The following is a 25,115-nucleotide window of genomic DNA, read 5'->3' on the forward strand; positions in this document are numbered from 1 at the left end:
CGAGCTTCGGGCGATGATCGGTTCGAAACGAGTCGTGCTCCGAACCTCCACGGCCCGGGGCGTGGCATGGCGGTGATCGCCGGTGACCATGCCGCACCCCGGGTCCTTGTCACGCTGCGCGGTTGGCATTGGGGAGTTTCAGGAACAGGGTGACCAGGAGTGCTGCGGCCAGTGCCATGGCGGCGTTGATGCCGATGGCGAGTTGGAGGCCGGGCAGCAGGGTCGCGGCGGTGACGCTGACGGCGATCGCGGACATCAGCGGGGTGCCCAGGGCGATGCCGACCTGCTGGCTCATCGTGACCAGTCCGGTGGCGAGGCCCTGCTGGTCGGCGGGGACTCCGGCGGTGGAGGTGACGGTGTAGCCGACGATGGCGACGAGGTTCGCCACGCCGCCGATGAAGGTGACGATCAGCAGCGGGATCAGCCAGCTGCGGCTGTCGGAGACGAACGCGAGCGGCAGGGTTGCGGCGGCCTGGACGATGAATCCGATGATGATCGCGGCCTTGGAGTTGGTCTTGCCGATGATCTTCGGGGCGATGAGTCCACCGATGACGGTGCCGATGCCGAGGACGCCGAGGATGAGGCCGGCGGTGACGGCGGTGTAGCCGAGGACCTCTTGCAGGTACAGGGTCAGCAGGAACACCAGCGAGGTTTCGGTCGCGAACGCGAGCAGGCCCGCGAAGTTGCCCCACGCGATGTTGCGGCGCTTCAAGAGCGTGGGGGCGATGAGGGGTTCGGTGACGCGGGACTCGACGGCGAGGAACACGACGAACAGGATGATCGCGGCCAGCAGTGGTCCCCAGGTTCCGGGGTGGGCCCAGCCGTTGTGGCCGGCGGTGTCGATGCCGAATACGAGCGCGACCAGGGCGAGAGTGATGAGGATCGCGCCCGGCACGTCCAGGCGCGGGCGGCGGCCGTCGGTGGTGGGTTCGCGGAGCACGAACGGGGCGATGAGGATGACGGCGAGGGCGACGACGACGTTGATGAAGAACGCCCACCGCCAGGAGACGGTGCCGGTTAGGACGCCGCCGAGGACGGCGCCGGCGGTGAATCCGGCGGCCATGAGCGCGCCGTTGAGGCCGAGGGCGCGGGAGCGGGCGGGGCCTTCGGGGAACATCGTGGTCATCAGCGACAGGGCGGCGGGGGTGACCATCGCGGTGGCGATGCCCTGCCCGACCCGGGCGGTCAGCAGCAGGGCGGGTTCGGTGGCGAGGCCGCCGGCGAGGGAGGAGATTCCGAGCAGGACGATGCCGATGAGGAACAGCCGCTTGCGGCCGAACAGGTCGGCGACCCGGCCGAAGAAGAGCGTGAACCCGGCTGCGCACAGCGCGAACGCGGTGACGATCCATTGCAGCGCCCCGGTGGCGAAACCGAGTTCGTGCCCGATGTGCGGGAGGGCGACGTTGAGGATGGAGAAGTCCACGGCGAGGGTGAAGTTCGCTGTCAGCAGGACCGCCATGGCGATCTTCTGCGTCCCGGTGAACCGCTCACCCGACGCGGGAGTGCTGGTGCTGGTGGGGGTTGGTGATGGGTCTGAGGTGTCGATTCTGCTCATGCCATCCAGATTCGCGGGGTGGCCAGGGGGGTAGCCAGAGCCCCGGTCTGCGTGGCCTGGACGTGTCTAGCACTGGCAGGGTCAGGCTCCGCTCGATGGGCTGAGCGACAATGGAGGGCATGGCGGTACCGAACTTCGCAGCATCGATCAACGTGAGTGCGGATGGTCCGGTGACCGAGCTGGGCGAGTTCCTGCGCTCGCGTCGCGACCGGATCACCCCTGACGAGGCCGGCGTCAATTCCTATGGCCGCCGCCGCGTGCCGGGTCTGCGCCGTGAAGAACTCGCGCAGCTGGCCGGAGTGTCGGTGACCTATCTGACTCGTCTGGAGCAGGGGCAGTCGCAGAACGCGTCCGATTCGATCATCGATGCTCTTGCCAGAGCCCTGCAGCTGGATGCGGATGAGCGGGCGCACCTGTATGCGCTGGCGCATCCGGCACCACCGCAGCGGCCCCGCGCCTGGCAGCCCGAGGTCGCCAAGCCCGGCGCGAAACAGCTGCTGCACTCGATGGGCGACGTGCCCGCGGTGCTGCTGGGCCGTTTCAACGACATCCTGGCCTGGAACCGTGCCGGCCACCTGCTGCTGGCCGGGCATCTGGACTGCGACGCCCCCTCACAGGTGGAGGATCGCCCGAACCAGATGAAGCTGCTGTTCCTGGACGAGCACACCCGCGACCTGTACGTCGATTGGGCTGATGAGGCCGCGCTCGCGGTCGCATCGCTGCGGTACGTGGCGGCGCAGTTCGCCGACGATCGCCGCCTGGCCGAGCTGGTCGGTGAGCTGTCGATGCGCAGCCCGGAGTTCGCGCAGCTGTGGGCTGGGCACGATGTGCGGCTGTGCACGAGCGGCGCGAAGCGGTTCCGTCACCCCGAGGTCGGCGAACTGACCCTGGGTTACGAGGTGCTGCACCTGCCCGAGGGCAACGGGCAGCGCATCCTCACCCACACCGCCGAACCCGGCAGCGCCTCCTTCGCCGCCCTCCGGTTGCTCACCTCGGCCACCTGACCCGAACTCGGCCGCCCCGAGTCGCACGGCCAGCAGACGGACGAAAGCGCTCCGCAGGAACGGCCTGCGGAGCGCTTCTCTGTTCTGGGGCGGCTAGGTGATGAGTCGTTCGGCGAGCAGCTGGTAGGAAGTGTGCCGGTCGTCGGGGTCGCTGGTGAGGGTGTTGATCATGACCTCGTCGGCCCCGTGGGTGTGGGCGAGGTGCGCGATGGTTTCGGCCACCTGGTCGGGGGTGCCGGTGATGATCGCCTGGGATCGTGCCTTCGCGCGGGTGCGCTCCTGATCGCTCCACACGTACGACTGCGTGGTTTCGACCGATGGGATCGGGCCGTCGTGGCCGAGGTCTTTGCGGGCGCGCCACAGCAGCATCGAATCCGCCAGCCCTTGAGCCCGTTCGGCAGTCTCGGCGGTGATCGCCCGCACCGCGAGCACCGTCTGCGACTGATGCCCGGCTGCGGTCGCGGCGTCCCGGTAGGCGGCGGTGGCGGTCTCGCCGCCCCGGGGCACGAAGAAGTGCCCGTGCGCATACCCTGCACCGGTGCTCCCGGCCAGGGGTGCGGTGGAGCCGCCTGCGCCGAGCACCCACACCCGCCCGGTGGGCTCGCCGGGCACGGGCTGGTGGAGGGTGCCGAGTTCCCGGGTGAGCGCGTCGATCTTCTCTCCGTAGTCGGGGTCGTCGAGGTTCGCGCGTCCGATGCCGGTATCGACGCGGTCGCCGTGCGCCTGACCGAGCAGGCCCATCACCTCGATCACTTTTTGCACCGGGTACAGCGGCAGGAGGATGCCGCCGGTGCCGACCCGGATGCGGGCGGTGCGTTCCAGCGCGAGGGCGGTCATCATCTCCGGGGCGGGGCTGGCGAACGAGGCCGAGTGGTGGTGCTCGGCGAACCAGATGCGGTGGTACCCCAGCGCCTCGGCTTCCTGCGCGAGCCGGAGCCCGGCAGCGACGGCATCGGAGCGGGTGGGGGTGTGCTCGGTGAGCGGCACCTGATCGAGGATCGAGACCCTCATGCCGACCGCCGTTCGGTCGCCGGGTGGAGGGCGGGGATGATGCGCCAGTCGCCGCCGACCTGGAAGACGAGGTTGTGGATGTCCCCGGCGGCGATGGTGCGCAGCACCGGCACCAGCTCCTCGGCATGCGCGGGTTCGGCGACGTTCAGCGGCCACTCGCCGACGGTCGCGCCACACAGGTGCGGGTGATGGAACCCGGCCCCGTAGGTCGCGATCAGGCTGATCGGGGCCAGGCCGGCGGCGCGCTGTTCGGGCCAGGTCAGCAGCCACGAGGCGATCAGCCCGCCGCGCTGGTCGCGGTGCAGGCCGGTCGCATCGATCCGGCCGGTGTCTGCGAGCAGGTGGGCGTTGAACTCGGCGAGTACCCGCCGGGCTGGTGCGTCGAGGAGCTGGGCGGCTTCGGTGAACGCGGACTCCTTGCCGGTGCGCGTCACCTGCCCGAAATGATCGCCATCGCGCAGGTCTGTGAAGTGGCGGGTCAGCGCGTCCAGCGGTGCAGGGGTCGTCGTGGTCATGACACGGGTCTTTTCGTGGGTGGGGTCGTTCGGGAATCGGTGGTGAGCGTGGACAGTGCGGCGGTCACGGCGGGAAGCACCCGGCCGGCGGGGTTCAGGAGGTCGGCGTGGCCGACGCCGGGGAGCACTCGCAGGCTCCTCGGAACGCCGTCGGCCCGGAGCCGGTCGGCATACGCGGTTGCGTCGTCGCGGACGGGATCCTCGTCGCCGACGATCAGTGCGACCGGCGACAGCCCAGCTAGGTTTCCCGCGTGCAGCGGCGTCGCAGGAACTGCGTGGTGCGGGGTGTCGGGTCCGAGCCAGAGTCGCCAGGCCGTACGCAGGTCAGCCCGCGGCGGGAACGCCCCCGGATCAGCGCCATAGGACGGGCCGGTGCAGTCCGGGTCCAGCGGCGGGTACGCGAGGACCTGGGCCGGTACCGGGTCCCCGGTGTCGCGGTACGCCAAAGCCGCGAGAGCCGCGATCGTCCCGCCGGCGCTGTCGCCCCCGACGACTGCCGAAAGGTCTGTCGTCTGCTGCCGGGTCCAGTCGAGGGCGGCGAGCATGTCGAGGACGGCGGCCGGGAACCGATGTGCCGGCGCGAGCCGGTAGTCGACCGAGACCACGGCCCACCCCGACTGCGCCGCGAGCTGGGCGGTGATCGGAGCCCAGGCGCGGGCGGAGCCGTGCTGCCAGGAGCCGCCGTGCGCCCACACCAGCCAGCCGCGCGGGGCGGCCGGACGGTGCACAAGCAGCGGCACTCGCGCCCCGTCGACGGCGGTGACCTGGGCGAGGCTCGTACGGATCACGGCGCCCGTGCCTGTGTCGGTGAGCATCAGGGGGTCCCCTTCAGATTTGGCGGAGCGCGCCGCCGTCGACGGCCCACTCCGCACCGGTCACCTGCCCCGCCCGCGGCGAGAGCAGATAGGTGATGACCGTGGCGACATCATCCGGTGCGCCGATCCTGCCGGTCGGCAGACGGCGCTCCTCCCGGATGAACCGGTCAACCGCGCTATTCGGGTCGGTGGTGAAGCGGGCAGCGAGCTGGTCGGCGAACCCGCCCGGAGCGTCGAACAAGGCGGTGCGGGTCGGGCCGGGCGAGACCACGTTCGAGCGAATACCTGTCGGGCTGTACTCGATCGCCAGCGACTTCGACAGCGACAGCACCGCCGCTTTCGAGGCCGCATACGCGGCCATAGTCGGGTCGGGCATCCGAGCCGCCTCGCTGCCCAGATGCACGATGCTCCCGCCCCCGGCAGCGTGCAGGGCGGGGAAGACCGCACGGGTGAGACGCGCCACCGCGAGGACGTTGAGTTCGAAGGTCGAGGTCCACAGCTCGTCGTCGATCGCGGCGAACGAATCGCGCGTTTCGAACAGGGCCGCGTTGTTCACCAGCCCGTCGATCCGGCCATGCCGATCGAGCGTCTGCTGCACAAGCCAGGTGGCTGCGTCCGGGTCGGCGAGGTCCGCGGTGAGGAAGTCCGCGCTCTCGGGGAGTGTCCCGTCGTCGGGGGTATGGCGGGCGACGGCGACCGGGTGGGCTCCTTCGGCGGCGAGGGCGTGAACGGTGGCCAGGCCGATGCCGCTGGTGCCGCCGGTGACGATGACGACGAGGTTGTTCAAATCGAGATCCATGAGGGGTTCCCTTTGGCTACGGAGGTGGAGGTCGAGGAAACGACGGGGTCAGGGGTGCGGCGTGCGCGAAGACGGGCGGCCACGATGATGGCCAGACCGATGAGGGTGACCGCAGTACTGGTGATCGTCGGGCTGCGCAGCCCGCAACCGGCCGCGATCGCGGCGCCGGCGAGGCTGACGCCGATGGTGTTGCCGAGGTTGAACGCGGCGATGTTGGTCGCAGAAGCGAGCGTCGCCGCCCCGGTCGCGTGCCGTATTACCCGCGCCTGCAACCCCGGGACGGTCGCGAATCCGACCGCGCCGAGCAGGAACAACACGATCGCGACCGGTACCGGAAAGGCCGCGACCGCGCCGAGAGCCAGAATCACGATCGGCAGCAGGATCACCAGGACCAGCACCGCGTTGTCAGGGTTACGGTCGGCGGCCTTCCCGCCCACGATGTTCCCGACGAACAGTCCGGCGCCGAAGATCACCAGCAGCCACGGAACCGCCGCCGTGGAATATCCGGTGACCTCGCGCAGCAGCGGCTCGATGAACGTGAACACGCCGAACATGCCACCGAACACCAGCGCCGCCGCGGCCAGTGACGCGAGCACCTGGGGGCGTACCAGCGCACGGAACTGCGCGGCGATGGGCAGCTGGCCCTGCTCGGGTTCAGTCCGCGGCACCAGTGCGACCAGCCCCGCGAGAGCGATCAGTCCGATGAGGCTGATGATCCAGAACACCGCCCGCCAGCCCAACTGCTGACCCACCAGCGCCCCGGCGGGGACGCCGAGCACGTTCGCGATCGTCAACCCCGCGAACAAGGCCGCGACCGCCGACGCTCTCTTCGACGCCGGGACCAGGGACGCGGCGAGGACCGCGCCGATGCCGAAGTAGCCGCCATGCGCGAGTGCCGCGATGATCCGCCCCATCAGCATCACCCCGAACCCGGGTGCCCACGCCGAGAGCACGTTCCCGACGATGAAGAACCCCAGCAACACGGCCAGCGCGTACTTCGGCGGCCTGCGCATCAGCAACGGGGTGAGAAGGAGCGCCCCGGGTACGACCGCGAGCGCGTAGCCGCCGACGAGATGGCCGGCCTGGCTGATCGAGACGCTCAGATCACCGGACACTTCGGTCAACAGGCCCGCGATGATGAACTCGGTCAGCCCGATGCCGAACCCGCCCAGGCTCAGAGCGAACAGCGCCGGCCCGGTCCCGCGACGCGCGACAGGCGCCGGCTCGGAGTGTGTTGCGGGCTGAACTGGGCTTGCCATGCGCTGCTTCTCTCTCAACGAATCTGGTGTCACAGCCGGGCGTTGACCTTGCGGAACCGGCCATGCATCCACCCTGCTCGGGCGGCACCAGTGCAGCCAGAACCCTCAATTGCCTAGCACTCACAGGGACAGGCAAGAGGTCGCGCGCAGCCCACCCGCTGGGCATGGCGGTGTCGATGGGGGTGGACGAGGAGGACGCGTGATCCGCAAGGTCTGGCCCCTCACCGTGGCCGCCATTGCCCTCGGCATCGACGTCTACGTCGTCGCGGGAGTCCTCCCACAGATCGCCACCAGCCTGGCCACCACCGTGGCGATGGTCGGCCTTGGGGTCACAGCCTTCACCGCCGCGTACGCCGTCGCCGGCCCGCTGCTGTTCGGGCGGTTGACGCGCGGGAGCACGGCGCGGGCGATCCTGATCGCCCTGGGCGTGTTCAACCTCGGGAACCTCATCACGATGCTCGCCCCCGACGTCACGGTGTTCCTTGCCTCCCGCGTGATCACCGGCGCCGGCGCGGGCATTCTGACCGCGGTCGCCACTGCCACGGCCGCGGCGATGGTCGGTGAGCACGAGCGTGGCCGGGCGATGTCACTGGTGGCCTTCGGGCTCTCCGCCGGGACCGTCGCGGGCGTACCGGTCGGGATGCTGATCGGGCAGGACCTCAGCTGGCGAGCCACGATGGGCTTCGTCGTACTCATCGGACTGCTCAGCATGACCGCGCTCACTCTGCGCGCACGAACCCTCCCGCGGCTGGACACCACCGCGAGACAGCCCGTGTTCACGGTGTTGAGGTCGAGCAAGACCGTGCCGGGGAGGGTCAGAAGCTGCTGACCAGCTTCACGAAGGCGTCGTCGATCTTCGTCGGGTCGGTGGCGTCGAATGCCTTTCCCGAGGATGCCTTGGCGATCTTGTCCAGGGTGGCGAAGTCCGAATCCCGGTCGAAGGCGATGCAGAACACCTTCACCGGGCGCTGGGGGTTCAGCTCGATGTCGGCGAGCAGCTTGGCCAGGTCGTTGTCGGGGCTGTACTCGTTCTTGCCGTCGGTCAGCACCACCACCGCGTTGATGCGCTCCGGGTCGTAGCGGTCGACCAGGTGTTGGTGGGCGGCCCGCACGGTGGTGTAGAGCGCGGTACCCCCGTCGACGTGCAGGTTGGCGATCCGACTGGTGAGGCGTTTCTGGTCGAAGTCGCCGAGCGGGACCTCCTCCTGGTACGGCCGGTCCGGCCGCCGGCGGGTCTCCGAGGAGAAGGACCAGAGCCCCACCCGATCCTCGGAGTTGAGCAGAGCCAGCCCCTTGCCCGCCGCCGTCGAGGCCACCTGGAACCGGGTCCGGTCCCCGACCGCCGCCTTCATCGACCCGGAGGTGTCCAGGGCGATCAGCACGTTGGCCTTCTTGCGCAGGATGCTCCACCCGTCCAGCATCGCCTTGACCACCTCGGGTTCCGGCGGGCTGAAGTAGGTCAACCCGCCCGGCGGCTCGGCCCCCACGCTGGCCAGCAGCGCCGCCGAGGCCCGCCGCTCGTGGTCCCGGAACCCGAGGCGGGCGAACCTCTCCTGCTGGGCGTCCTCGGTTAGATAGGCTAGGAGGTCGGCCGCCGCCGCCCGCTGCTGCTCGTCGGCGGAGGGGAGCACCACGAACGGGTGGTCCAGGTTGAAGGTTCCCTCCTTCGGATGAACGGCGACCAGGGGTACGCGGGGACGGGCCCCCTGTTCCTGGCCGTCGCGCCGTGGGCTCAGCCTGCCCTCGTTGTAGAGGTAGACCAGTTCCTCCTGGAGCACCATGGCACTCATGTGACCCGAGCCCTTCCCATCGCGAGCCAGGTCGGCCTCGGCGAGGTCCCGCAGCAGCTCCACCGAGTCGTCGCTGTAGTGCGACACGTTCGCCTCGATGCGCCGGACGAACTGGGTCACCGCCGGATCAGCGAGGTCGGCACGCGTCAGGTCGCTGGACCGCTGCGCGGCGGCATAGTAGGTGGCGATGGTCGCCGCCAGCCCAGAGGTGGACAGGTTCGGGTTGTCCTTGCCGAAGGTGAACCGCCCCCACTCCGGTTTGCCGAAGCCAGCCCACCCCTCGCGCCCGGAGAGGCCGAGAATCTCCCCCCAGCCCAGGGGTCCCTGCTGGCGGACCAACTCCCCCTTCTGCTGGGGCATTGCGATCACCAGGGGGCTGTTCGCGATCGAGGGGTAGTCGTCGGGGGTCTGCGGCTCTCGGCCGGCGGCCCGGTCCAGCAGCCGGAGCTGACCGGTCCACAGGCTCGAAGTCGGCAGCCAGACGTGGGGCTCCGGCAGGTTGGTACCCCGCCACCCGATAGCCAGGGCATCGGTGGCCTCCCCCGAGTTGAGGCGGGACACGTGGACCCGGGCGCAACCCCCACCGGGGAGGGAACGTCGACTGTCGTTGTAGCCCTCGGCCAACTCGATGAGCAGGGCGGCCTTCTCCGTGGAGGAGTTGACCTCCAGGGCGACGGTGCACTCCGGACGGTCCTGCCCGGTGGGCGTTGCCTCCCGCTGCCCGAGGACGACGGCTCCCGCGATCACCACCAGCCCTGCGCTGACTGAGGCAGCGTAGGGCAACCACTTCCGGGTACGCGTCGGGGCTGAGGCCATCAAGGCTCCTCCTCAGTGCTCAACGGGAGACCGCAAACCTATCGGTCCCGAGCCACCCGCTCCCGCCCGCCATCCCGGCCCGGGTCGGCGTCGACGCGGCCAGGGCCCAGCACGGTCAGGGACGGTCGGGTCGACCTCCGAGCATCGTGGCGAGCAGCAGCCGAACCCCGTACACCACCACGAAGGTGGCCGCCCCGGTCACCCCGGCCTGCGGCACCGCATCGGAGGCGAGGTAGCCGGCGGCGGCGCCCACCGAACCGAGAAAGATCGCGGTCGAGATGCCCCCGGCGTCGGTGGCCTCACGACGCAGCCGATGGCCGAAGCCCCCGACCGAGGCGGTGGGATCCCCGAGGACGGGCGACGGACCCACCGGTATGGTCGCCGCGCCCGACCCCGGGTCGATCCCGGTGCCCAACACGGCCGTGGTTCCCGGAGTTGCGGCGACCAGGGTCGGCGGACCGACCGGAGCGGTCCGGGTGACCGGGACCGTCGGGGTGCGGGAAGGCAGGGGAAGAGGCTGGTCGGGCGTCGGGGCGCCGGCGGTCTCCTGCCCCACCTCCAAGGCGGTGTTGGGCCGCACCGGCCCGGCGACCCGGATGTCCTGCCCGAGCAGCCGCATCAGCACCTGTTCGGCCACCGGCCGGTCGGTCGGGTCCTTGGCTAGGCACTCCCGGACGAGACCGTCGAGCCCCACCGGCAGGGACGGGAGGTCCGGGGGCTCGTTGAGCACCCGGTGCATCACCGCGAAGAGAGAATCGTTGCCGAAGGGCGGCCGGGCCCCCGCAGCGAAGGCGATCGTCGCCGCCCAGGCGAAGACGTCGCAGGCCGGGCCGATCGGATCGTTGCGGAACCGCTCCGGCGCCATGTAGGCGGCGGTACCCACCACCTGGCTGGTCGCCGTCTCGGTGACTCCCAGGGCGCGGGCGATACCGAAGTCAATGACGCGGGGACCGTCCCGGCCGAGCACGACGTTTTCCGGCTTCAGGTCACAGTGCACCACCTCGGAGCGGTGGATCGCGGTGAGGGCGGTGGCGATGCCCACGGCGAGCCGGTGCAGGGCGTTACCGGCGACCGGGCCGGTCTCCCGAACCTGCCGGTACAGGGTCGGTCCCTCGATGAACTCGCTGACCACGTAGGGGCGCTCCCCGTCGACCTCGGCGAAGAGGACCTGGGCGGTACAGAAGGGGGCGACCCGCCGGGCCGCGGCGATCTCCTTCATGAACTGGGACCGGGCCCGGGCATCGCGTAGATCAATGTTGATCATCTTGACCGCGACCCGGTCCCCCGCCTCGTCCTCGCCGAGGTACACCACCCCCTGGCCGCCCGATCCGACACGGCCCAACAGTCGGTACGGGCCGGCAACCGTGGGGTCGTGGGTCCACAACGGGGTCAGCCCCGGCAGCGGGCCACGGGTCAGTTCTGTCATCCCGACTCCATCAGCGTCTGTCCCGCTCCACTCGGCGTGGTACAGAGGTCATGGTGCCATGCCCTCGCCGGCCCTGACGAGGCCTCATGGAGCCTCATCGGCCGGCACTGAGCGGCACTCAGTTGTTGCCTCTGAACAGCATGTCAGTCCGGATCGGGCGATCTTGCTACCGTCGATAGATGGGTAACCACCTCGTTCGCATCGAGGGGGTCAGGGTTCAAATCCCCTCAGCTCCACCCCGCTCAAAGGCCGTTTCCCGTGGTGGAGACGGCCTTTTTCGTCTCAGAAGGCGCCGCCGTTGACGAACAGGGTCTGGCCGTTGATCCAGCGGCCGGCACCGGCGAGCAGGGACACCACCTCGGCGATGTCCTCTCCCCGGCCGAGGCGACCCATCGGGTTCTGCCCGGCGATGGTCTTGATCAGCTCGTCGCTCTTGTCCTTTAGGAACAGTTCGGTGGCCGTGGGGCCGGGCGCCACGGTGTTGACGGTGATGTCGCGGCCGCGCAACTCCTTGGCCAGGATCGGACCGAGCGCCTCCACGGCGGCCTTGCTCGCCGCGTAGGCCGCGTAGGTCGGCAGCTTCGCCCGGGTGACCGAGGTGGAGAAGTTGATCAGGGTGCCGCCGGGGCGCAGCCGACCGGCTGCCTCCCGCGCGACCACGAACGTGCCCCGAACGTTGGTGCGGTGCATCCGGTCGAACTCGTCGAGATCGAGATCCACGATCGGCTTGAGGATCATGATCCCGGCGGCATTGACGACGACGTCCACACCGCCGAACCGCTGCTCGGCGGTGTCGAACAGTGCGGTGACCGCAGCCTCGTCGGCCACATCGGCCCGTACGGCGACGCCGTGTCCGCCGGCGTTCTCGATCGCCCCGACCGTGGCCTTGGCCGCGGTCTCGTTACCGGCGTACGCGATCACGACGTGCTGCCCGTCGGCGACGAGCCGTTCGGCGACGGCCCGGCCGATCCCCCGGGAACCGCCGGTGACGATCGCGACACGGTTGTTGTTGCTGGTCATGGTGGCACTCCTGGTTCAGTGGGAGGTGCTCGGTGGATCAGTGCCGGGCCGGGTTCAGCAGGTCGGCGAAGCCCAGCCGGCCGACCACGCCGGCCGCCATCGGCGGATGCCTCAGCAGCCCGGCGGTGGCCTCGTGGTTGCGTTCGACGAGCGGGTCCAGGTCCGCGTACGCCGCGGCGACTTCCTGATCGCTGGCCCGGCTGGCATTCGCGAAGTGCTCGGTGCCCTCGGTGATCGCCCCCGGCATCACGATCACCGTCTCGAGCGGTGACGTCCAGTTCGATGACGTGCAGGTCGCGGCGCCGGTCACGAGGATGACGGCCATCGACTCCACCTCCATGTTAGTGCCGCTAACATGTTCTTGGTAGCCATGTAACCATAGCGATGACTGCGAAAACAAGTTAGCGGCGCTAATGTCGGGGTGATCCACCGCTGACCGAGCCGCAGAAAGGGCCGGAGGTACATTTCCGTCATGGCCGCGAAGGTTCCACGGGATCGCATCATCGAGTCAGCAGCGGCCCTGCTCGCCGAGGGTGGCAGGGACGCGGTGTCCACCCGCGCGGTCTGCGCGGCGGCCGGTGTTCAGACGCCCACGATCTACCGGCTCTTCGGCGACATGCGCGGCCTGCTCGACGCGGTCGCCAGCCACGGCTTCACCGCCTACCTCGCGCAGAAGTCGGCCATCCAGGACAGCGACGACCCGGTCGCGGACCTGCGAGCCGGATGGGATCTGCACGTCGGGTTCGGCCTGGCTCAGCCATCCCTCTACACCCTCATCTTCGGTGACGCGCGTCCCGGTCAGGAGCCCGCGGCGGCCCTCAAGGCCGCCGAACTCCTCGCCTACCGGGTCAAGCGGATCGCCCAGGCCGGCCGCCTCCGGGTCAGTGAAGAGCGCGCTGCTCAGTTCGTCCACGCCACCGGCAAAGGCGTGACCCTCACCCTGATCGCGACACCACCAGAACAGCGCGACCTGGGTCTGTCGTCGATGGCCAGGGAATCGGTCCTGGCGGCGGTCACCAGCGAGTCCCCGCCGGACGCCGCCGGAGGGTTGACGAACGCGGCGGTCTCCCTGCGAGCCTCACTCGACGACGCGGCCGCACTCTCCCTGGCAGAACGGAACCTGCTCGACGAATGGCTGCTGCGGATCAGCAAGCAGTGACCGGCGCCGGGCGCGGTCGAGGGGCGACACCCCACTCAGCCTTCGGGCGCGGGACCGCTGCCCGTCCCAGAGCTTGCCCAGCAGCGAGCGACCCCCATGATCCAGGTCCTGGGTCGACTGTCAGGATTGCGACATGATGGTCCGACGTGCCGGCAGGGTTGCCCTGGTCACGGGTGGCAGCCGTGGTATCGGTGCCGCCATCGCGCGACGACTGGCCGAGGACGGCATTCACGTCGCGTTCACCTACCGCGCTGCTGCGGCGAGCGCGAAGGCCGTGGTGGCCGACATCGAGGCGTACGGGCGCACTGGTCTGGCGATCAGCGCGGACAGCGCCGACCCGGCGGCGGTGGTGGGTGCGGTGGAGCGGACGGTCGCTGAGTTGGGGCGTCTGGACATCCTGGTCAACAACGCCGGTGTGTTCGCGGGCGGGCCGATCGAATCGGTCAGCTTCGACGACCTTGACCGGGCTGTCGCGGTGAACGTGCGCGGGGTGTATCTCACCACCCAGGCGGCGGTACGCCACATGGGCGAGGGCGGGCGGATCGTCAACATCGGCAGCAGCTTCGCCAGCCGCGTCCCGGCCCCCGGGGTGAGCGCGTACGCCATGACCAAGAGCGCCGTCAACGGCCTGACCCGGGCGCTCGCCCGTGAACTCGGGCCGCGCGGGATCACCGTCAACCTGATCCTGCCCGGCTCCACCGACACCGACATGAACCCGGCCGACAGCACCGGTGCGGATGCCCAGCGGTCGCACATCGCGCTCGGCCGGTACGCGTCACCGGCCGACGTGGCAGCCACGGTCAGTCACCTGGTCGGCGACGGCGGACGGCACATCACCGGCGCGTCGATCGCCGTCGACGGCGGCGCAACGGCCTGAGCCTCCGCCCGGCAGCCCGAACGGAGTCAGTCACCCGGACGGTTCCAGGTCGACGACGACCGCGAAGTGGTCGGACGGGTAGCGTCCGTCGATGGATCGGTCACCGGCGAGGAAGGCCCGGCGTACGGTGATCGTCCCGCCGGCCCGACCCGGTCGGGCCAGGATGTGGTCGATGCGGCGGTCGAGCTGTTTCGCCGCGGCCAGCGGGGCCTCGGGCACGGCGGAGCTGAGGGTGACCGCGGCCGGGTCGCCGCCACCCGCCGGCCAGGTGTCGATCATGACGTCGAGCAGCGGCGCCAGGTCGGGCTGGTCCACCGCCGCGTTCAGGTCACCGATCAGCAGCACCGGCAGTTCGCCGTCGAGGCGGGGCTCGGTGGCGAGCGCCGCGAGCGCGGTGACCTGCGCCAGGTGATCGGCGGCGAAGACCGGCTCCCACTCCGTGCAGGCGACGATCACCGGCAGCGGTCCGAGCGGGTGGGCAACGGTGGCCAGCAGCGCCGTCGGTGGCGGGCCGCCGCGTTGTGAGTGCGGCAGTTCGTGCACCTCGGTGGAGGTGATCGGCCATCGGCTGAGCAGGCCGATCCCGACCTCGATGCCGGCCTGGGACGGCTCCTCGGGCGGATCGGGCGCCGGGGGCAGTGCGGTCGGTACGAAGGTGGTCGCCAGGTCGCCACCCAGCTCGTCGGCGAGCCGGGCGACCTGCGTCGTGCCCTCGCCGGCCCAGGTCTCCACGACGCCGAGCAGATCCGGTCGGACCTGGCGGACGGTCTCCACGATCCCGGACTCCCGTTCGCGCCAGGCACCCCCGAAGCGCCACCAGAGGTTCCAGCTCATCACCCGCATACCAGAGCGTAATCAGATGGCGGTCATATGGAAGATGGTCCCTTGACCTGATTGCTTTGTGAACGCTATCAAGGCGGGGAGTCGGTGCGGCGGAAGGCGATCACGATGACGCGACAGGGGTTCGGCAGCGGACGTGCGATAGGGGCGGCGGTCACCGCCCTGGTCGTGGTGGCGACCGCCGCACTGGTGAGACCGGCCGTCCCGGCGCTGGCCGCCGCCGTCACCTTCACCAATCCGCTCGCCGAACGGCGCGCGGACCCGCACGTCTACCGGCACACCGACGGCTACTACTACTTCACCGCGACGGTGCCCGAGTACGACCGCATCGTGCTCCGCCGCGCCACCACGCTCCAGGGGCTCGCCACCGCCACCGAGCGGGTGATCTGGCGTAAGCACAGCACCGGCGAGATGGGCGCGCACATCTGGGCACCCGAGATCCACTTCATCGACGGCCGGTGGTACGTCTACTTCGCCGCCGGCCGGACCGACGACGTCTGGGCCATCCGGCCGTACGTGCTGGAGAGCAGCGCCGCGAACCCCCTGGACGGGCCGTGGGTCGAGCGTGGACAGCTCCAGCCGGCCCGCAGCAGCTTCTCGCTCGACGCGACCACCTTCGTGCACAACGGCCAGCGCTACCTGGCCTGGGCGGAGTACGCCGGCAGCAACTCCAACATCTACCTCGCCCGCGCGGTCAACCCCTGGACGTACGCGGGCACTCCGTCGCTGATCGCCACCCCCACGTACGCCTGGGAGACCCGGGGTTACCGGGTCAACGAGGGACCGGCGGTGCTGATCCGCAACGGCCGGGTGTTCATGACCTACTCGGCGAGCGCCACCGACGCCAGCTACGCCGTCGGGCTGCTCACCGCCTCGGCGGGTAGCGACCTGCTCAACCCGGCCTCGTGGTCCAAGCGCGCCACGCCGGTGCTGGCCAGCGACAGTCGGACCGGCCAGTGGGGTCCCGGGCACAACTCCTTCACCGTCGCCGAGGACGGCAGCGACGTGATCGTCTACCACTCCCGCAACTACGAGCGGTATCTCGGCAACGGCTACGACCCGCTGAGCGACCCGAACCGGCGGACCCGGATCCAGCGGGTCTACTGGAACGCCGACGGTACGCCGAACTTCGGCGTACCGGTGCCGGACGGCGTCACCCCGGTCCGGCTGCGCTCGCACGACCTGCCGGACCGCTACCTGCGGCACTGGGAGTTCCGGGTGCGGCTGGAGCCGAACGTCACCAACCTGGCCGATTCACAGTTCCGGATCGTCGGCGGTCTGGCGGACGCGGCGGGCGTCTCGCTGGAGTCGACCAACTATCCCGGCTACTACCTGCGGCACCGCAACCATCAGCTCTGGGTCGAGCGTAACGACGGCTCGAACCTGTTCCGCCAGGATGCCACGTTCCTTCGCCGGGCCGGTCTGGCCGACGCGGCGAAGCTGTCGCTGGAGTCGGTCAACTTTCCCGGTCAGTACGTCCGGCACCGCGACGGGCTGCTGTACCTGGAGAGCGTCTCGGACGCGGCCGGGCGGGCGTCGGCCACCTTCGCGCTGGACTGACGTGCGTGTCGGGGGGCGTACCTAAACTCCCTCGGCATGGCGACGGTGACCTTTGTGGACGAGAGCACGGCCGGTGCCCGCACCCCGGCCTGGGCTTTGCGGATCTTCGAGGAGCGGCTGACGCTGCGCGAGCTGATCCGGCGGCGGATCCACCAGGAGGTGGCCGAGTGCAACGCCGCCGCCTCGGCGCCGCGCCGGCTGCTGGTGCAGCGCACCCCGACCGAGCGGACGCTCAACGGCGAGCCGGCCGAGAGGTCGCGCCGCCGGATCGACCCGGAGCGGCAGGTCGCACTCGCCGAGGAGGCGTTCACCCGTAACGGCTTCGTGGTGCTGGTCGGCGACCGCCAGGTGGAGGAGTTGGACGACGAGGTCGACCTGCGCCGCGACACCGAGGTCACCTTCCTCAAGCTCGTCCCGCTGGTGGGTGGCTGATGACCACCAGCACCGACACCGCCTGGTACGGCATCCGCGCCCGCGAGCTGGTCGCCGCGAACGACCTGACCGCGCTGACCGACCACCTCTACACGCACGCCCGGCGCTGTGGGGACGATCCGGAGGTGTCCGCCGCGCTGCGCGCGCTGTCCCGGCCGGACGTGTCCCGGCTGGTGCAGGCCATGATCGGTGTGCATCGGCGGGACCAGAAGCGGTTCTGGTCGGTGCTGGATCTGATCGGGCAGCTGGCCCGCCGGCTGCCCGCCGACCTGACGCCGGAACAGCTTCAGGACCTCGCCGCGTACGCCGTCGAGGAGCCGTACTCGTTGTCGCCGACCACGCTGGAGACCGTGGCCCGGGGCCTAGTCGCCACCGGTCCGCTCTCCGCCGACCTGGTGGCGGTGCTGGTCGACCGATCCGACGAGAGCCAACGACTGCGGCAACTGGTGGTCGGGCTGACCGGGCCGCAGCTCGACCCGGACGATCCGTGGGCCGAGCAGATCCGGACCGAGCTGCCCACCCTCGACCCGGCCTGGCAGCGGCTGCTCGGGCACGCCAGCACCGCCACCACGGCCCGGCCCACGGCCGGCTGGTCGACCGAGGCGGTCCGGCAGCTGGCGGGGTTCGACCCGGTTGACGTGCGGCAGATGCTCGACCGGTGGCTGGCCGCCGCTTCCCGTACCCCGCACCGGCCGCCGTCCGCCATCAACGCGGACCTGCTGCGCGGCCTGCTCTGGCTGGTCGAGCGGGCCGACCCGACGCCCGAGCAGGTACGCCGGATCGGTGGCCTGGTCGAGGCGATGCTGCGTCGGCTGCCCGGGATCGGGCCGGCCTGCCCGAAGGTCGCCAACGCGGGGGTCGGGGTGCTCGGCCGGCTCGACGGGGAGGCGGCGCTGGCGCAGCTCGCCCGGCTGTCGGCCCGGGTCACCTACAAGGGCACCCGCAAGGAGATCGACAAGGCGCTGGACGCCCGCGCTACGGCGCTCGGCGTCGGCCGGGACGAGATCGAGGAGCTGGCCGTCCCGGACTACGGCCTGACCGAGGTGGGCCGGCACGAGGTGAGCCTCGGCGGGTGCCGCGCGGAGCTGCTGATCGGGTCCGCCGGGGCCACCCTGACCTGGCACAACGAGTCCGGGCGGCAGGTGAAGAGCCCACCGGCGGCGGTCCGCCGAGGCCACGCGGCGGAGCTGGCCGAGCTGAAGGGCCTGACCAAGGAGATCACCGGGATGCTGGCCGCCCAGACGGCCCGGCTGGACGGGCTCTTCCTGGCCCAGCGCACCTGGGGCCTGGCCACCTGGCGGCAGCGCTACCTCGACCATCCGCTGGTCGGCGCGCTGGCCCGTCGGCTGCTCTGGCTGGTCGACGGGGTGCCCTGCGGCTGGGCCGACGGCGCGCTGCGTACGGTGGACGACACCCCGGTGACCGCCGAGGACGACGCCGAGGTGCGGATCTGGCACCCGATCGGCCGGCCGGTGCCGGAGATCGTCGGCTGGCGGGAGTGGTTGGAGCGGCACCGCATCGTCCAGCCGTTCAAGCAGGCACACCGCGAGGTCTACCTGCTCACCCCGGCCGAGGAGGCCACCGGCACCTACTCCAACCGGTTCGCCGGGCACATCCTGCGCCAACACCAGTACCATGCGCTGGCCGCGATCAGGGGCTGGACCGACCGGCTCCGGCTGATGGTCGACGACTCGTACCCGCCCACCAGCCGGGAGCTGCCCAGGTGGGGTCTGCGCGCCGAGTACTGGGTGGAGGGAATCGGGGACGAGTACGGTGCCGACACCACCGAGGGCGGGTCGTACCTGCGGCTCGTCACCGATCAGGTGCGCTTCTATCCGATCGACGCCGCGCAGAACTGGTCGCACGCCTCCGGCGGCGGCTACACAGGTGCCCGGTGGACCGACGCCCGGCCAGCCGACCCGCTGCCGCTGGACCAGGTTCCGCCGCTGGTGTTCAGCGAGATCATGCGGGACGTGGACCTGTTCGTCGGGGTGGCCAGCGTCGGCAACGACCCGACCTGGTCGGACGGCGGCCCGCAGGGCCGGTTCCGGGAGTACTGGTCGTCGTACAGCTTCGGGGAACTGTCGGCGAACGCCGAGACCCGACGGGACCTGCTGGCCCGGCTGCTGCCCCGCCTGGCGGTGGGTCGGCGGGCCCGCGTCGACGGCCGGTTCCTGGTCGTCGACGGGGACCTGCGCACGTACCGGATCCACCTGGGGTCGGGCAACATCCTGATGAGCCCGAACGACGCGTACCTGTGCATCGTGCCGGACCGTGGCGCGGCCCGGCCGGGAGAGCAGCAGTTCCTGCCGTTCGAGGGGGACGCCATGCTCGCCGTCATCCTCAGCAAGGCGATGCTGCTCGCCAAGGACGCCGAGATCACCGACCCGTCGATCACTCGGCAGATCGCCCCCGTCGGACAGTCGTGATCGATGCGCGCGCCGGGCGTCGTGCTGTCGGCACGTGCCTGTCGAGCTGAGAGCGCATCCGCATCGGGCCTGATCGCCGGCCGCCGGCAGGTCACGCCCGGGCACCTGGGCGCGACCTGCCGGCGGGGTTCATCCGGTGGTGCGAGTCACCTGGCGACCCGCCGGCCGGGGCGGCGGGTCAGAGCGAAGCCGACCACGCCGGCCACCGCGGCGAGTACGCCACCGGCGGTGGTCCAGACCCAGCGGGACCCGGCCTCGGGCAACCAGCCGGTCAGGTCGAGGTTCCAGCCGTCGTCGTCGGAGCCCCCCGGGGCGGGCGTCGGCACCGCGTCCAGCACCGTGCCGGCGTTGGTCGGCGGCACCAGCGGCGCCTCCAGCTTGCCGTCCTCCGGCGAGGTGTCGGCATCACCGGTGGTGGAGATCAGCAGGTCCACGTCGATCGGCAGGCCGAGGTCGGGCTCCGGCAGGTCGACCACCGTCAGGCGGACGTAGTACGTGCCGGGCAGCGGGTCGGCCGACCAGGGTTCGGCCCAGGGCCGGACCCGGCGCAGGGTGCAGCCGATCGCCACGGTGCTCGTCGAGGCGTCGGCGGTCGGTGTCTGCGCGCCGGCCGTGCACGCCTGCCGGCGCCGCAGCCCGTCGAAGACCTCGACGGCCCAGGTCGACCGGCCGCTGCGGTTCGCGGCGAGGGAGACCGTGGCGTTGATTTCGTGGGTCTCGCCTGCGGCGGCCGGGAACGACCAGTAGAGGTACTCGCCGGTGGATGCACCGACCCGTACCGGCTGGCCGGCGGCGACCGGGGTGGCGCTCAGGAAGGACGTGCCGGCCTTGGTCACGGTGGCGGCACCGGGTGAAGGGGTCGGGGTGGGCGCGGCGAGCGCCGGGGCCGGGGTCAGCGCGACGCCGGCCAGCAGTGCGGCCGGGGCCAGCGCGAGGCCGGCGGCCAGCCGGGCGTGCGGGGTTGCCGAGCGGGTACGCATCCTCAGTTCTCCCTCCAGGTCGCCACCCACCAGCGGGTGAGCCAGCCGGCGACGAGCCCGGTGAGCAGGCCGGCCACGGTCAGCAGGAGCAGCAGCACCCAGCCCCGGCCCAGGTCCGGGCCATCCGGGGTGGGCGACGCGGCGACCACGTCGACGGTGAGTTCGACCGGCATTCCGGGGTTCTTGGCGGTGCCCGGCTGCGGCGCGAACATGTTGCTGACCACCAGGCAGACGGTGGTGACGGCGGGGGTGGTGGGGGTGGGGGCGTCCGCGTCGCGCTCGTCCGTCTCGTCGTCGGCCCCGGCCGACCAGCGCAGGCCCGCCGAGATCACGTCGGTGCGGCCGCTGCCCGCGTCCACGCCGCGCACCAGTTCCCGGCCGTCGGCGGCGGTGGCCCGCAGCAGTACGCCGTAGTCCAGGTTGACCGGACGGTCGAGCGCCACACTGACCGAGGCGCGAAGTTCCTGTCCCGGCTGGACCGGCACCCGGTACCAGCGGTGCTCGGAGAAGGTCTCCCGATCGGTGTAGATACCGGGCGCGAGCAGCGGCGCGTCCGGGCACGCCTCGGTGCCGTCGACCTTAGCGGGCGTCGTGGCGTACGTGTCGCGGGCGCGGTCCACCAACTGCTTGAGCCGATCCGTCAGGTCGCTGGCACTGTTCGCCGCCGTGTACGTGCCGCCCGTGGCGGCGGCGATGCAGAGCAGTTGCTTGCGTACCTTCTCGTCCGGGGCCAGGCCAAGGGTGTCCACCACCAGCGTGGTGCCCTGCGCCGCCAGTTCCCGCGCCACCTGGCACGGGTCCGGCGGGGCGCAGGTGTCCTCGCCGTCGGTGATCAGCACGATCCGCCGGGCGGTGCTGCCGGTGCCCAGGTCCTTGGCGGCCTCACGCAGGGCGAGACCGACCGGCGTGAATCCGGTCGGGCGCAGCGTGGCCACCGCCGCCTTGGCCGCCTCGCGGTCCACCGGGCCGACCGGCACGATCTGCTGCGTGTCCAGGCAGCCCTGCTGCTTGTCCTTGCCCCGGTAGGTGGCGCCGAGCACCCGGATGCCCAGCTGGGTCTCGTCGGGCAGGGCGTCGACCACCTCGCCGAACGCCTGCTGCGCCACCGATATCCGGCTGCGTCCGTCGATGTCGGTGGCCCGCATCGAGCCGCTCACGTCCAGTACCAGCTGGACGCGAGGCGGCTCGGCGATTGGTTCCGCCCTGTCGTCGGCGGATGCCGGCACCGGGCCGGCCAGCGTGGTCGCCGCCAGCAGCCCGAGCAGGACGGCTGACGACCATCTCTTGTTGATCACCGGGCGGAGTGTAGCGATGTCCAATCAGGACAAACGCGCCGGTCCGCCCCCGGCGTCCGGTGCTGTGCCGGCTACGGCTTCCAGGAGCCGGCCGTCTCGAAGAGGTGCCGGTACTCCAGGGTGCCCTTGGCGTCGGCGACATCGAAGACCACGGTGCCGGAACGCTTGCTGCCGGTCCGCAGGTCGTTGCCCGAGCCGAGCGGGTCCCCGCAGCCGGAAAGCGCCCCGACCAGCCCGTTGACCGTGGTGCCGTCGTCGGCCACCCACTCGAAGTAGAACGGGTTGATCGAACCGGTGCCCTTGGTCACCTTGGCCGTCACCTCGGCGATCAGGTAGCGGCCCTTCTCGGGCTTCGGTGCGAACGATCGGCAGGCCTCGGTGACCGTACGGAACTTCGTCACGGTGACCTCGATGGTGCCGTCGTCGTCGGTGATGACCAGGGTGTCACCGGGCTTCATGTCGAACGTCTCGCCGCGGTTGCCCGGCGTGGTCGGTGCGGCCGGGGAGGGTGGCGTGCCCGGTGCAGGCGCGCTGGTCGCCGGTGCCGGCGGTTCGTAGCTGACCGTCGGCATGGGCAGCGCCTCGGACACCTGGTCGGCGGCCTGCTTCGTTGCGGCGACGAGCGCGACGATGCCGCCGACGCAGCAGAGCAGCGCCACGACCGCCACCACGATCACCACGATCAGGACCTTCCGGCCGCCACCGCCACCGACCGGCTGCGGTGGGCCGAGTGGGGCACCGGGGCCGCCGGGTGGGTACGGACCGCTCGGCGGGTAGCCGCCGCCCGGCGAATATGGGTCGCCGGGCGGATAGGGACCGCTCGCCTGGTAGGGAGCGCCCTGGGGGTACGGCGTACCCGAGACGGGTGGTTGATTCGGCTGGTAGGGATCGTGCGGCCCGTGTGGGGGCTGGGGGTGGCTCACCGTACTCCTCGGGCACCTGGTGGTGGACGCGAACCGCCTGACGCTACCGCGTACCGGCAACACCGACCGGTCAGGTCCGCCGGGCCGACCGGCCACGTAGAGTTTGTCGGCGGTGACGAATGCCGCTCGGTGGCTGGAGCGCGCTGACCGTGGTGACCGGCTGCCGCGGGAAAGTAACGCCGCGGGGTCTCCGGACGCTGCTGGGTTTGGTGTGGGGGTGATGTGTGACCGACGGCGGGTGCTCGCCCGCCGTCCAGGGTGGAGGCGGAGGAAGCGATGACGAGTGCGGATCGCCCGGGTGTGACGGCGTCACAGGCGGGCAGGAGCGCCGCAGCGGCACCGGGCGAACACGCCCCGGTGTCGCCCGACTGGACGTGCGGATCCTGTGGCGCGGACTGGCCCTGCGAGGTCAAACGTGACCGGCTTCTGAGCGAGTACGGGACCGACCGGGCGATGCTCAGCGTCTACCTCGGCTCCTGTCTGGCCGCCGCGGCCGAGGATCTGGGAGCTCGCGGGTCGACCACGCTGCAGGAACGGTTCTTCGGTTGGTTGCCTCCTCGACCGAAGAAGGAGTGAGCGCAGCGTCCCGGGCCGGTCACGCAGTGGTGGTCGTCGGTGGCAATTTTTGCCTTGATCGATGCTGGTCGGAAATCTGACCCACGCCGACCGTTGTGCCGCTGGTCATGGGTGGTTAAGCTTCTGATGCGCGCCCCAATCGCCCGCTTCCCCCGTGGCAGGCGATCGGGGCGCGCCCTTTTGTGCTTCAGAAGGCCCACGTGTGCTTTTGAAGGGCCCATGCGCTCGGCGCGTGGGCCCTTCATCGTGTGGTTGCGCGGACGGCCCCGGGCGTCAGCCCGGGGCCGTCGCCGTGGTCAGATCCAGCGGCCGTCCAACCACATCCGTGTCGACCACTCGTCGTACGGTATGACCTGGCCGACGAAGATCGGATAGAAGTAGGCGAAACAGAACACGACGAGCACCAGGTACGCCCCGACGATCACCCCGCCGACCAGCCGGCGGTCCCGGCTGGCCTCGTCGTCGGCGCCTCCCACGGGTTGAGCACCGCTCAGGCCGTCCGGTGCGGCGATCGCGCCGAGCACGTAGGCCACCGCCAACACGAGGAACGGCAGCGCGGGAGCGGCGTAGAAGGAGAACATCGTCCGGCCGTCGAGGGCGAACCAGAACCAGGGCAGCAACCCCGCGCCGACGAACAGCAGGATCGTGCCGGCCCGCCAGTCCCGCCGGGCGAGGCCGAGCCAGACCAGCGCGACCAGCGCGGGCAGGAACGACCACCACAGCAGCGGTGTGCCGAGCAGCAGCACCTCCGAGGTCGGCGTCGTTCCGCTGCAGACGCCGCCGTCACAGTGCCAGTGGAAGGCCACCGGACGGCCCAGCAGCAGCCACTGCCACGGCCAGGACTGGTACTTGTGCGGATCGTCGAGCTGACTGTGGAAGCCCAGCGCGGCCTGGTGGTACTGCACCAGGTTCCACAGCGCCCCGATCACCGGCCGGTCGCTGAGACCCGCCCCGGGGTACCGCTCGGCGAGCCGGTAGTAGCCCTCCTGGCTGAACAGCCAGCCCGACCAGGTGGCCACGTACGTGACCAGCATCAGCACGCCGGCGAGCACCATCTGCGGGAACCCGTCGAGCAGGGTCGCCCGCCATGGCCTCGGCACCCCGGCCGAGCGGCGGGCGCCGACGTCCCAGAGCAGCATCAGCAGCGCGAAGGCCGGGGCGAAGAAGAGCGCACTCCACTTCACCGCGAAGGCGCAACCGAGCAGCACCCCGGTCGCCAACCGCCACCAGGGCCAGTTCCGCCACCCGCCCGGCGGGCGACCGGCGCGCCCCGGCGCGGTGGGATCCAAGCCGGCCTCCAGGGCGCGGGCCCAGCGTCGGCGGGTCGCGTCCCGGTCGAGCACCAGCGCGCCGAACGCGGCCAGCACGAAGAAGAGCAGGAAGATGTCGAGCAGCGCGGTGCGGGACAGCACCAGATGGAAGCCGTCGAGGGCGAGCAGCAGACCGGCGGCGCAGCCGAGCAACGCCGAGCCGAACATCCGGCGGCCGATCCGGACCAGCAACAGCACCGACAGGGTGCCGATGAACGCCGCCGAGAAGCGCCAGCCGAACTCCGGCGAGGTGGTCCAGAGGTGCCCGGGCACCGAGATGCCGTATTCGGCGTCGAAGTAGCCGAAGGCCCACTCGCCGAGGCCGATCAACCACTTGCCCAGTGGCGGGTGGACCACGTACGACGGGCCGCCGTCCTTGTAGTTCCACTCCACGCCCTTGTCGATCAGCGCCCAGGCGTCGCGGGCGTAGTAGATCTCGTCAAAAATCTTGCCGGACGGATGGCTGAGGTTGGCGAAGCGGACAATCGCCGCGATCGCCACCACCACCAGGGTGGCATGCCACGAGTGTCCGTCCAGCCGATCCTCGACGGTGGCCAGCCGGCGCCGGATTATCTCCGGTACGCCACGCGGCGTCGGGTCGGTGGAGCCGGCAATGGCGGCCTCGACCGTCGGATCCGGCCGGTCCGCGCTGGCGCTCTGTGCTGTCGACGCGCTCGTCACTCGGCGATCGTAGGCTGGAAAAGGGGCCGATGGCGTACGTCGT

23 protein-coding genes are annotated in these 25,115 nt (G+C 70.9%); 8 read left to right on the forward strand and 15 right to left on the reverse strand.

The genetic code is table 11. From position 1 onward, the window contains the following. Positions 1-109: 109 nt before the first annotated feature. Positions 110-1,555, reverse strand: a complete 1,446-nt coding sequence (locus Vqi01_RS04930) for an MFS transporter (protein WP_204033288.1) — start codon at positions 1,553-1,555, stop codon at positions 110-112. 119 nt (positions 1,556-1,674) lie between these two features. Between Vqi01_RS04930 and Vqi01_RS04935 the strand changes: the two genes are divergently transcribed. Further along, a complete protein-coding gene (locus tag Vqi01_RS04935) occupies positions 1,675-2,559 on the forward strand; it encodes a helix-turn-helix transcriptional regulator (RefSeq protein WP_204033289.1) in 885 nt (294 codons plus the stop codon). 93 nt (positions 2,560-2,652) lie between these two features. On the opposite strand, the gene Vqi01_RS04940 is transcribed toward Vqi01_RS04935, so the two are convergent. The 5 genes from Vqi01_RS04940 to Vqi01_RS04960 are packed head-to-tail and all read right to left on the reverse strand — an operon-like array spanning position 2,653 to position 6,976. Continuing rightward, positions 2,653-3,570 carry an MsnO8 family LLM class oxidoreductase gene (locus tag Vqi01_RS04940; RefSeq protein ID WP_204033290.1) on the reverse strand — a complete coding sequence of 306 codons (918 nt, stop codon included), beginning with the start codon at positions 3,568-3,570 and terminating at the stop codon, positions 2,653-2,655. Then, entirely contained in the window at positions 3,567-4,085 is a 519-nt protein-coding gene (locus Vqi01_RS04945; protein ID WP_204033291.1) for a hypothetical protein, read from the reverse strand. The genes Vqi01_RS04940 and Vqi01_RS04945 overlap by 4 nt, the downstream gene beginning before the upstream one ends. After that, positions 4,082-4,900, reverse strand: coding sequence for an alpha/beta hydrolase (locus tag Vqi01_RS04950; protein ID WP_204033293.1), 819 nt, complete (start codon positions 4,898-4,900; stop codon positions 4,082-4,084). Before Vqi01_RS04950 ends, Vqi01_RS04945 begins: the two co-directional genes overlap by 4 nt. A 13-nt stretch (positions 4,901-4,913) precedes the next feature. Continuing rightward, a complete protein-coding gene (locus Vqi01_RS04955) occupies positions 4,914-5,699 on the reverse strand; it encodes an SDR family NAD(P)-dependent oxidoreductase (protein WP_204033294.1) in 786 nt (261 codons plus the stop codon). Further along, on the reverse strand, positions 5,684-6,976 hold the full coding sequence (locus Vqi01_RS04960) for an MFS transporter (RefSeq protein ID WP_239098190.1): 1,293 nt from the start codon (positions 6,974-6,976) through the stop codon (positions 5,684-5,686). The genes Vqi01_RS04955 and Vqi01_RS04960 overlap by 16 nt, the downstream gene beginning before the upstream one ends. 181 nt (positions 6,977-7,157) lie before the next feature. Between Vqi01_RS04960 and Vqi01_RS04965 the strand changes: the two genes are divergently transcribed. Beyond that, a complete protein-coding gene (locus Vqi01_RS04965) occupies positions 7,158-7,787 on the forward strand; it encodes an MFS transporter (protein WP_204033295.1) in 630 nt (209 codons plus the stop codon). Here Vqi01_RS04965 and Vqi01_RS04970 read toward each other — a convergent pair. The 4 genes from Vqi01_RS04970 to Vqi01_RS04985 all read right to left on the reverse strand — a co-directional run bounded on the left by Vqi01_RS04970 (position 7,774) and on the right by Vqi01_RS04985 (position 12,335). Beyond that, a complete protein-coding gene (locus Vqi01_RS04970; RefSeq protein WP_204033296.1) occupies positions 7,774-9,564 on the reverse strand; it encodes a vWA domain-containing protein in 1,791 nt (596 codons plus the stop codon). The genes Vqi01_RS04965 and Vqi01_RS04970 overlap by 14 nt on opposite strands. Before the next feature lie 115 nt (positions 9,565-9,679). Continuing rightward, complete coding sequence (locus Vqi01_RS04975) at positions 9,680-10,990, reverse strand: serine/threonine protein kinase (protein WP_204033298.1); 1,311 nt, start codon at positions 10,988-10,990, stop codon at positions 9,680-9,682. A 282-nt stretch (positions 10,991-11,272) separates the two neighbouring features. Further along, entirely contained in the window at positions 11,273-12,010 is a 738-nt protein-coding gene (locus Vqi01_RS04980) for an SDR family oxidoreductase (protein WP_204033299.1), read from the reverse strand. A 37-nt stretch (positions 12,011-12,047) separates the two neighbouring features. Further along, the gene (locus Vqi01_RS04985) at positions 12,048-12,335 is read right to left on the reverse strand and encodes a hypothetical protein (protein ID WP_204033300.1); all 288 of its coding nucleotides are present in this window, start codon (positions 12,333-12,335) and stop codon (positions 12,048-12,050) included. Between the two features lie 147 nt (positions 12,336-12,482). Between Vqi01_RS04985 and Vqi01_RS04990 the strand changes: the two genes are divergently transcribed. Then, positions 12,483-13,169 (forward strand): TetR/AcrR family transcriptional regulator, encoded by a 687-nt coding sequence (locus Vqi01_RS04990; protein WP_204033301.1) that lies wholly within the window; start codon positions 12,483-12,485, stop codon positions 13,167-13,169. 133 nt (positions 13,170-13,302) lie between these two features. Next, positions 13,303-14,046 carry an SDR family NAD(P)-dependent oxidoreductase gene (locus tag Vqi01_RS04995; protein WP_204033302.1) on the forward strand — a complete coding sequence of 248 codons (744 nt, stop codon included), beginning with the start codon at positions 13,303-13,305 and terminating at the stop codon, positions 14,044-14,046. 30 nt (positions 14,047-14,076) lie between these two features. On the opposite strand, the gene Vqi01_RS05000 is transcribed toward Vqi01_RS04995, so the two are convergent. After that, positions 14,077-14,880, reverse strand: coding sequence for an endonuclease/exonuclease/phosphatase family protein (locus Vqi01_RS05000; RefSeq protein ID WP_239098206.1), 804 nt, complete (start codon positions 14,878-14,880; stop codon positions 14,077-14,079). A 114-nt stretch (positions 14,881-14,994) separates the two neighbouring features. Between Vqi01_RS05000 and Vqi01_RS05005 the strand changes: the two genes are divergently transcribed. From Vqi01_RS05005 to Vqi01_RS05015, 3 genes are read left to right on the forward strand one after another with little or no spacing between them, the layout of a single operon-like run. Next, complete coding sequence (locus Vqi01_RS05005; RefSeq protein ID WP_239098191.1) at positions 14,995-16,446, forward strand: family 43 glycosylhydrolase; 1,452 nt, start codon at positions 14,995-14,997, stop codon at positions 16,444-16,446. A gap of 36 nt (positions 16,447-16,482) precedes the next feature. Continuing rightward, positions 16,483-16,878, forward strand: coding sequence for a hypothetical protein (locus tag Vqi01_RS05010; protein ID WP_239098192.1), 396 nt, complete (start codon positions 16,483-16,485; stop codon positions 16,876-16,878). Further along, positions 16,878-19,307, forward strand: a complete 2,430-nt coding sequence (locus tag Vqi01_RS05015; RefSeq protein ID WP_204033305.1) for a DUF4132 domain-containing protein — start codon at positions 16,878-16,880, stop codon at positions 19,305-19,307. The genes Vqi01_RS05010 and Vqi01_RS05015 overlap by 1 nt, the downstream gene beginning before the upstream one ends. Before the next feature lie 146 nt (positions 19,308-19,453). Here Vqi01_RS05015 and Vqi01_RS05020 read toward each other — a convergent pair whose 3' ends face one another. The 3 genes from Vqi01_RS05020 to Vqi01_RS05030 form a co-directional block, all read right to left on the reverse strand. After that, complete coding sequence (locus tag Vqi01_RS05020; protein WP_239098193.1) at positions 19,454-20,287, reverse strand: peptidase; 834 nt, start codon at positions 20,285-20,287, stop codon at positions 19,454-19,456. Between the two features lie 2 nt (positions 20,288-20,289). Continuing rightward, a complete protein-coding gene (locus tag Vqi01_RS05025) occupies positions 20,290-21,582 on the reverse strand; it encodes a vWA domain-containing protein (protein ID WP_204033306.1) in 1,293 nt (430 codons plus the stop codon). Between the two features lie 71 nt (positions 21,583-21,653). Continuing rightward, complete coding sequence (locus Vqi01_RS05030; RefSeq protein ID WP_204033307.1) at positions 21,654-22,505, reverse strand: DUF4352 domain-containing protein; 852 nt, start codon at positions 22,503-22,505, stop codon at positions 21,654-21,656. 276 nt (positions 22,506-22,781) lie between these two features. Between Vqi01_RS05030 and Vqi01_RS05035 the strand changes: the two genes are divergently transcribed. Further along, on the forward strand, positions 22,782-23,081 hold the full coding sequence (locus Vqi01_RS05035) for a hypothetical protein (RefSeq protein WP_239098194.1): 300 nt from the start codon (positions 22,782-22,784) through the stop codon (positions 23,079-23,081). Between the two features lie 296 nt (positions 23,082-23,377). Here Vqi01_RS05035 and Vqi01_RS05040 read toward each other — a convergent pair whose 3' ends face one another. After that, entirely contained in the window at positions 23,378-25,072 is a 1,695-nt protein-coding gene (locus tag Vqi01_RS05040; protein WP_204033310.1) for a dolichyl-phosphate-mannose--protein mannosyltransferase, read from the reverse strand. Between the last annotated feature and the right edge of the window lie 43 nt (positions 25,073-25,115).

This window comes from Micromonospora qiuiae (assembly GCF_016863555.1).
Lineage (GTDB): Bacteria > Actinomycetota > Actinomycetes > Mycobacteriales > Micromonosporaceae > Micromonospora > Micromonospora qiuiae.

Coding starts and splice junctions, on each gene's coding strand:
- Vqi01_RS04975 (WP_204033298.1), bottom strand. CDS start 10,990: ATGACAGAACTGACCCGTGGCCCGCTGCCGGGGCTGACCCCGTTGTGG.
- Vqi01_RS05020 (WP_239098193.1), bottom strand. CDS start 20,287: ATGCGTACCCGCTCGGCAACCCCGCACGCCCGGCTGGCCGCCGGCCTC.
- Vqi01_RS05010 (WP_239098192.1), top strand. CDS start 16,483: ATGGCGACGGTGACCTTTGTGGACGAGAGCACGGCCGGTGCCCGCACC.
- Vqi01_RS05005 (WP_239098191.1), top strand. CDS start 14,995: ATGACGCGACAGGGGTTCGGCAGCGGACGTGCGATAGGGGCGGCGGTC.
- Vqi01_RS04955 (WP_204033294.1), bottom strand. CDS start 5,699: ATGGATCTCGATTTGAACAACCTCGTCGTCATCGTCACCGGCGGCACC.
- Vqi01_RS04950 (WP_204033293.1), bottom strand. CDS start 4,900: ATGCTCACCGACACAGGCACGGGCGCCGTGATCCGTACGAGCCTCGCC.
- Vqi01_RS05000 (WP_239098206.1), bottom strand. CDS start 14,880: ATGAGCTGGAACCTCTGGTGGCGCTTCGGGGGTGCCTGGCGCGAACGG.
- Vqi01_RS04970 (WP_204033296.1), bottom strand. CDS start 9,564: ATGGCCTCAGCCCCGACGCGTACCCGGAAGTGGTTGCCCTACGCTGCC.
- Vqi01_RS04940 (WP_204033290.1), bottom strand. CDS start 3,570: ATGAGGGTCTCGATCCTCGATCAGGTGCCGCTCACCGAGCACACCCCC.
- Vqi01_RS04990 (WP_204033301.1), top strand. CDS start 12,483: ATGGCCGCGAAGGTTCCACGGGATCGCATCATCGAGTCAGCAGCGGCC.
- Vqi01_RS04985 (WP_204033300.1), bottom strand. CDS start 12,335: ATGGCCGTCATCCTCGTGACCGGCGCCGCGACCTGCACGTCATCGAAC.
- Vqi01_RS04930 (WP_204033288.1), bottom strand. CDS start 1,555: ATGAGCAGAATCGACACCTCAGACCCATCACCAACCCCCACCAGCACC.
- Vqi01_RS05015 (WP_204033305.1), top strand. CDS start 16,878: ATGACCACCAGCACCGACACCGCCTGGTACGGCATCCGCGCCCGCGAG.
- Vqi01_RS04995 (WP_204033302.1), top strand. CDS start 13,303: ATGATGGTCCGACGTGCCGGCAGGGTTGCCCTGGTCACGGGTGGCAGC.
- Vqi01_RS04945 (WP_204033291.1), bottom strand. CDS start 4,085: ATGACCACGACGACCCCTGCACCGCTGGACGCGCTGACCCGCCACTTC.
- Vqi01_RS04980 (WP_204033299.1), bottom strand. CDS start 12,010: ATGACCAGCAACAACAACCGTGTCGCGATCGTCACCGGCGGTTCCCGG.
- Vqi01_RS04935 (WP_204033289.1), top strand. CDS start 1,675: ATGGCGGTACCGAACTTCGCAGCATCGATCAACGTGAGTGCGGATGGT.
- Vqi01_RS05035 (WP_239098194.1), top strand. CDS start 22,782: ATGACGAGTGCGGATCGCCCGGGTGTGACGGCGTCACAGGCGGGCAGG.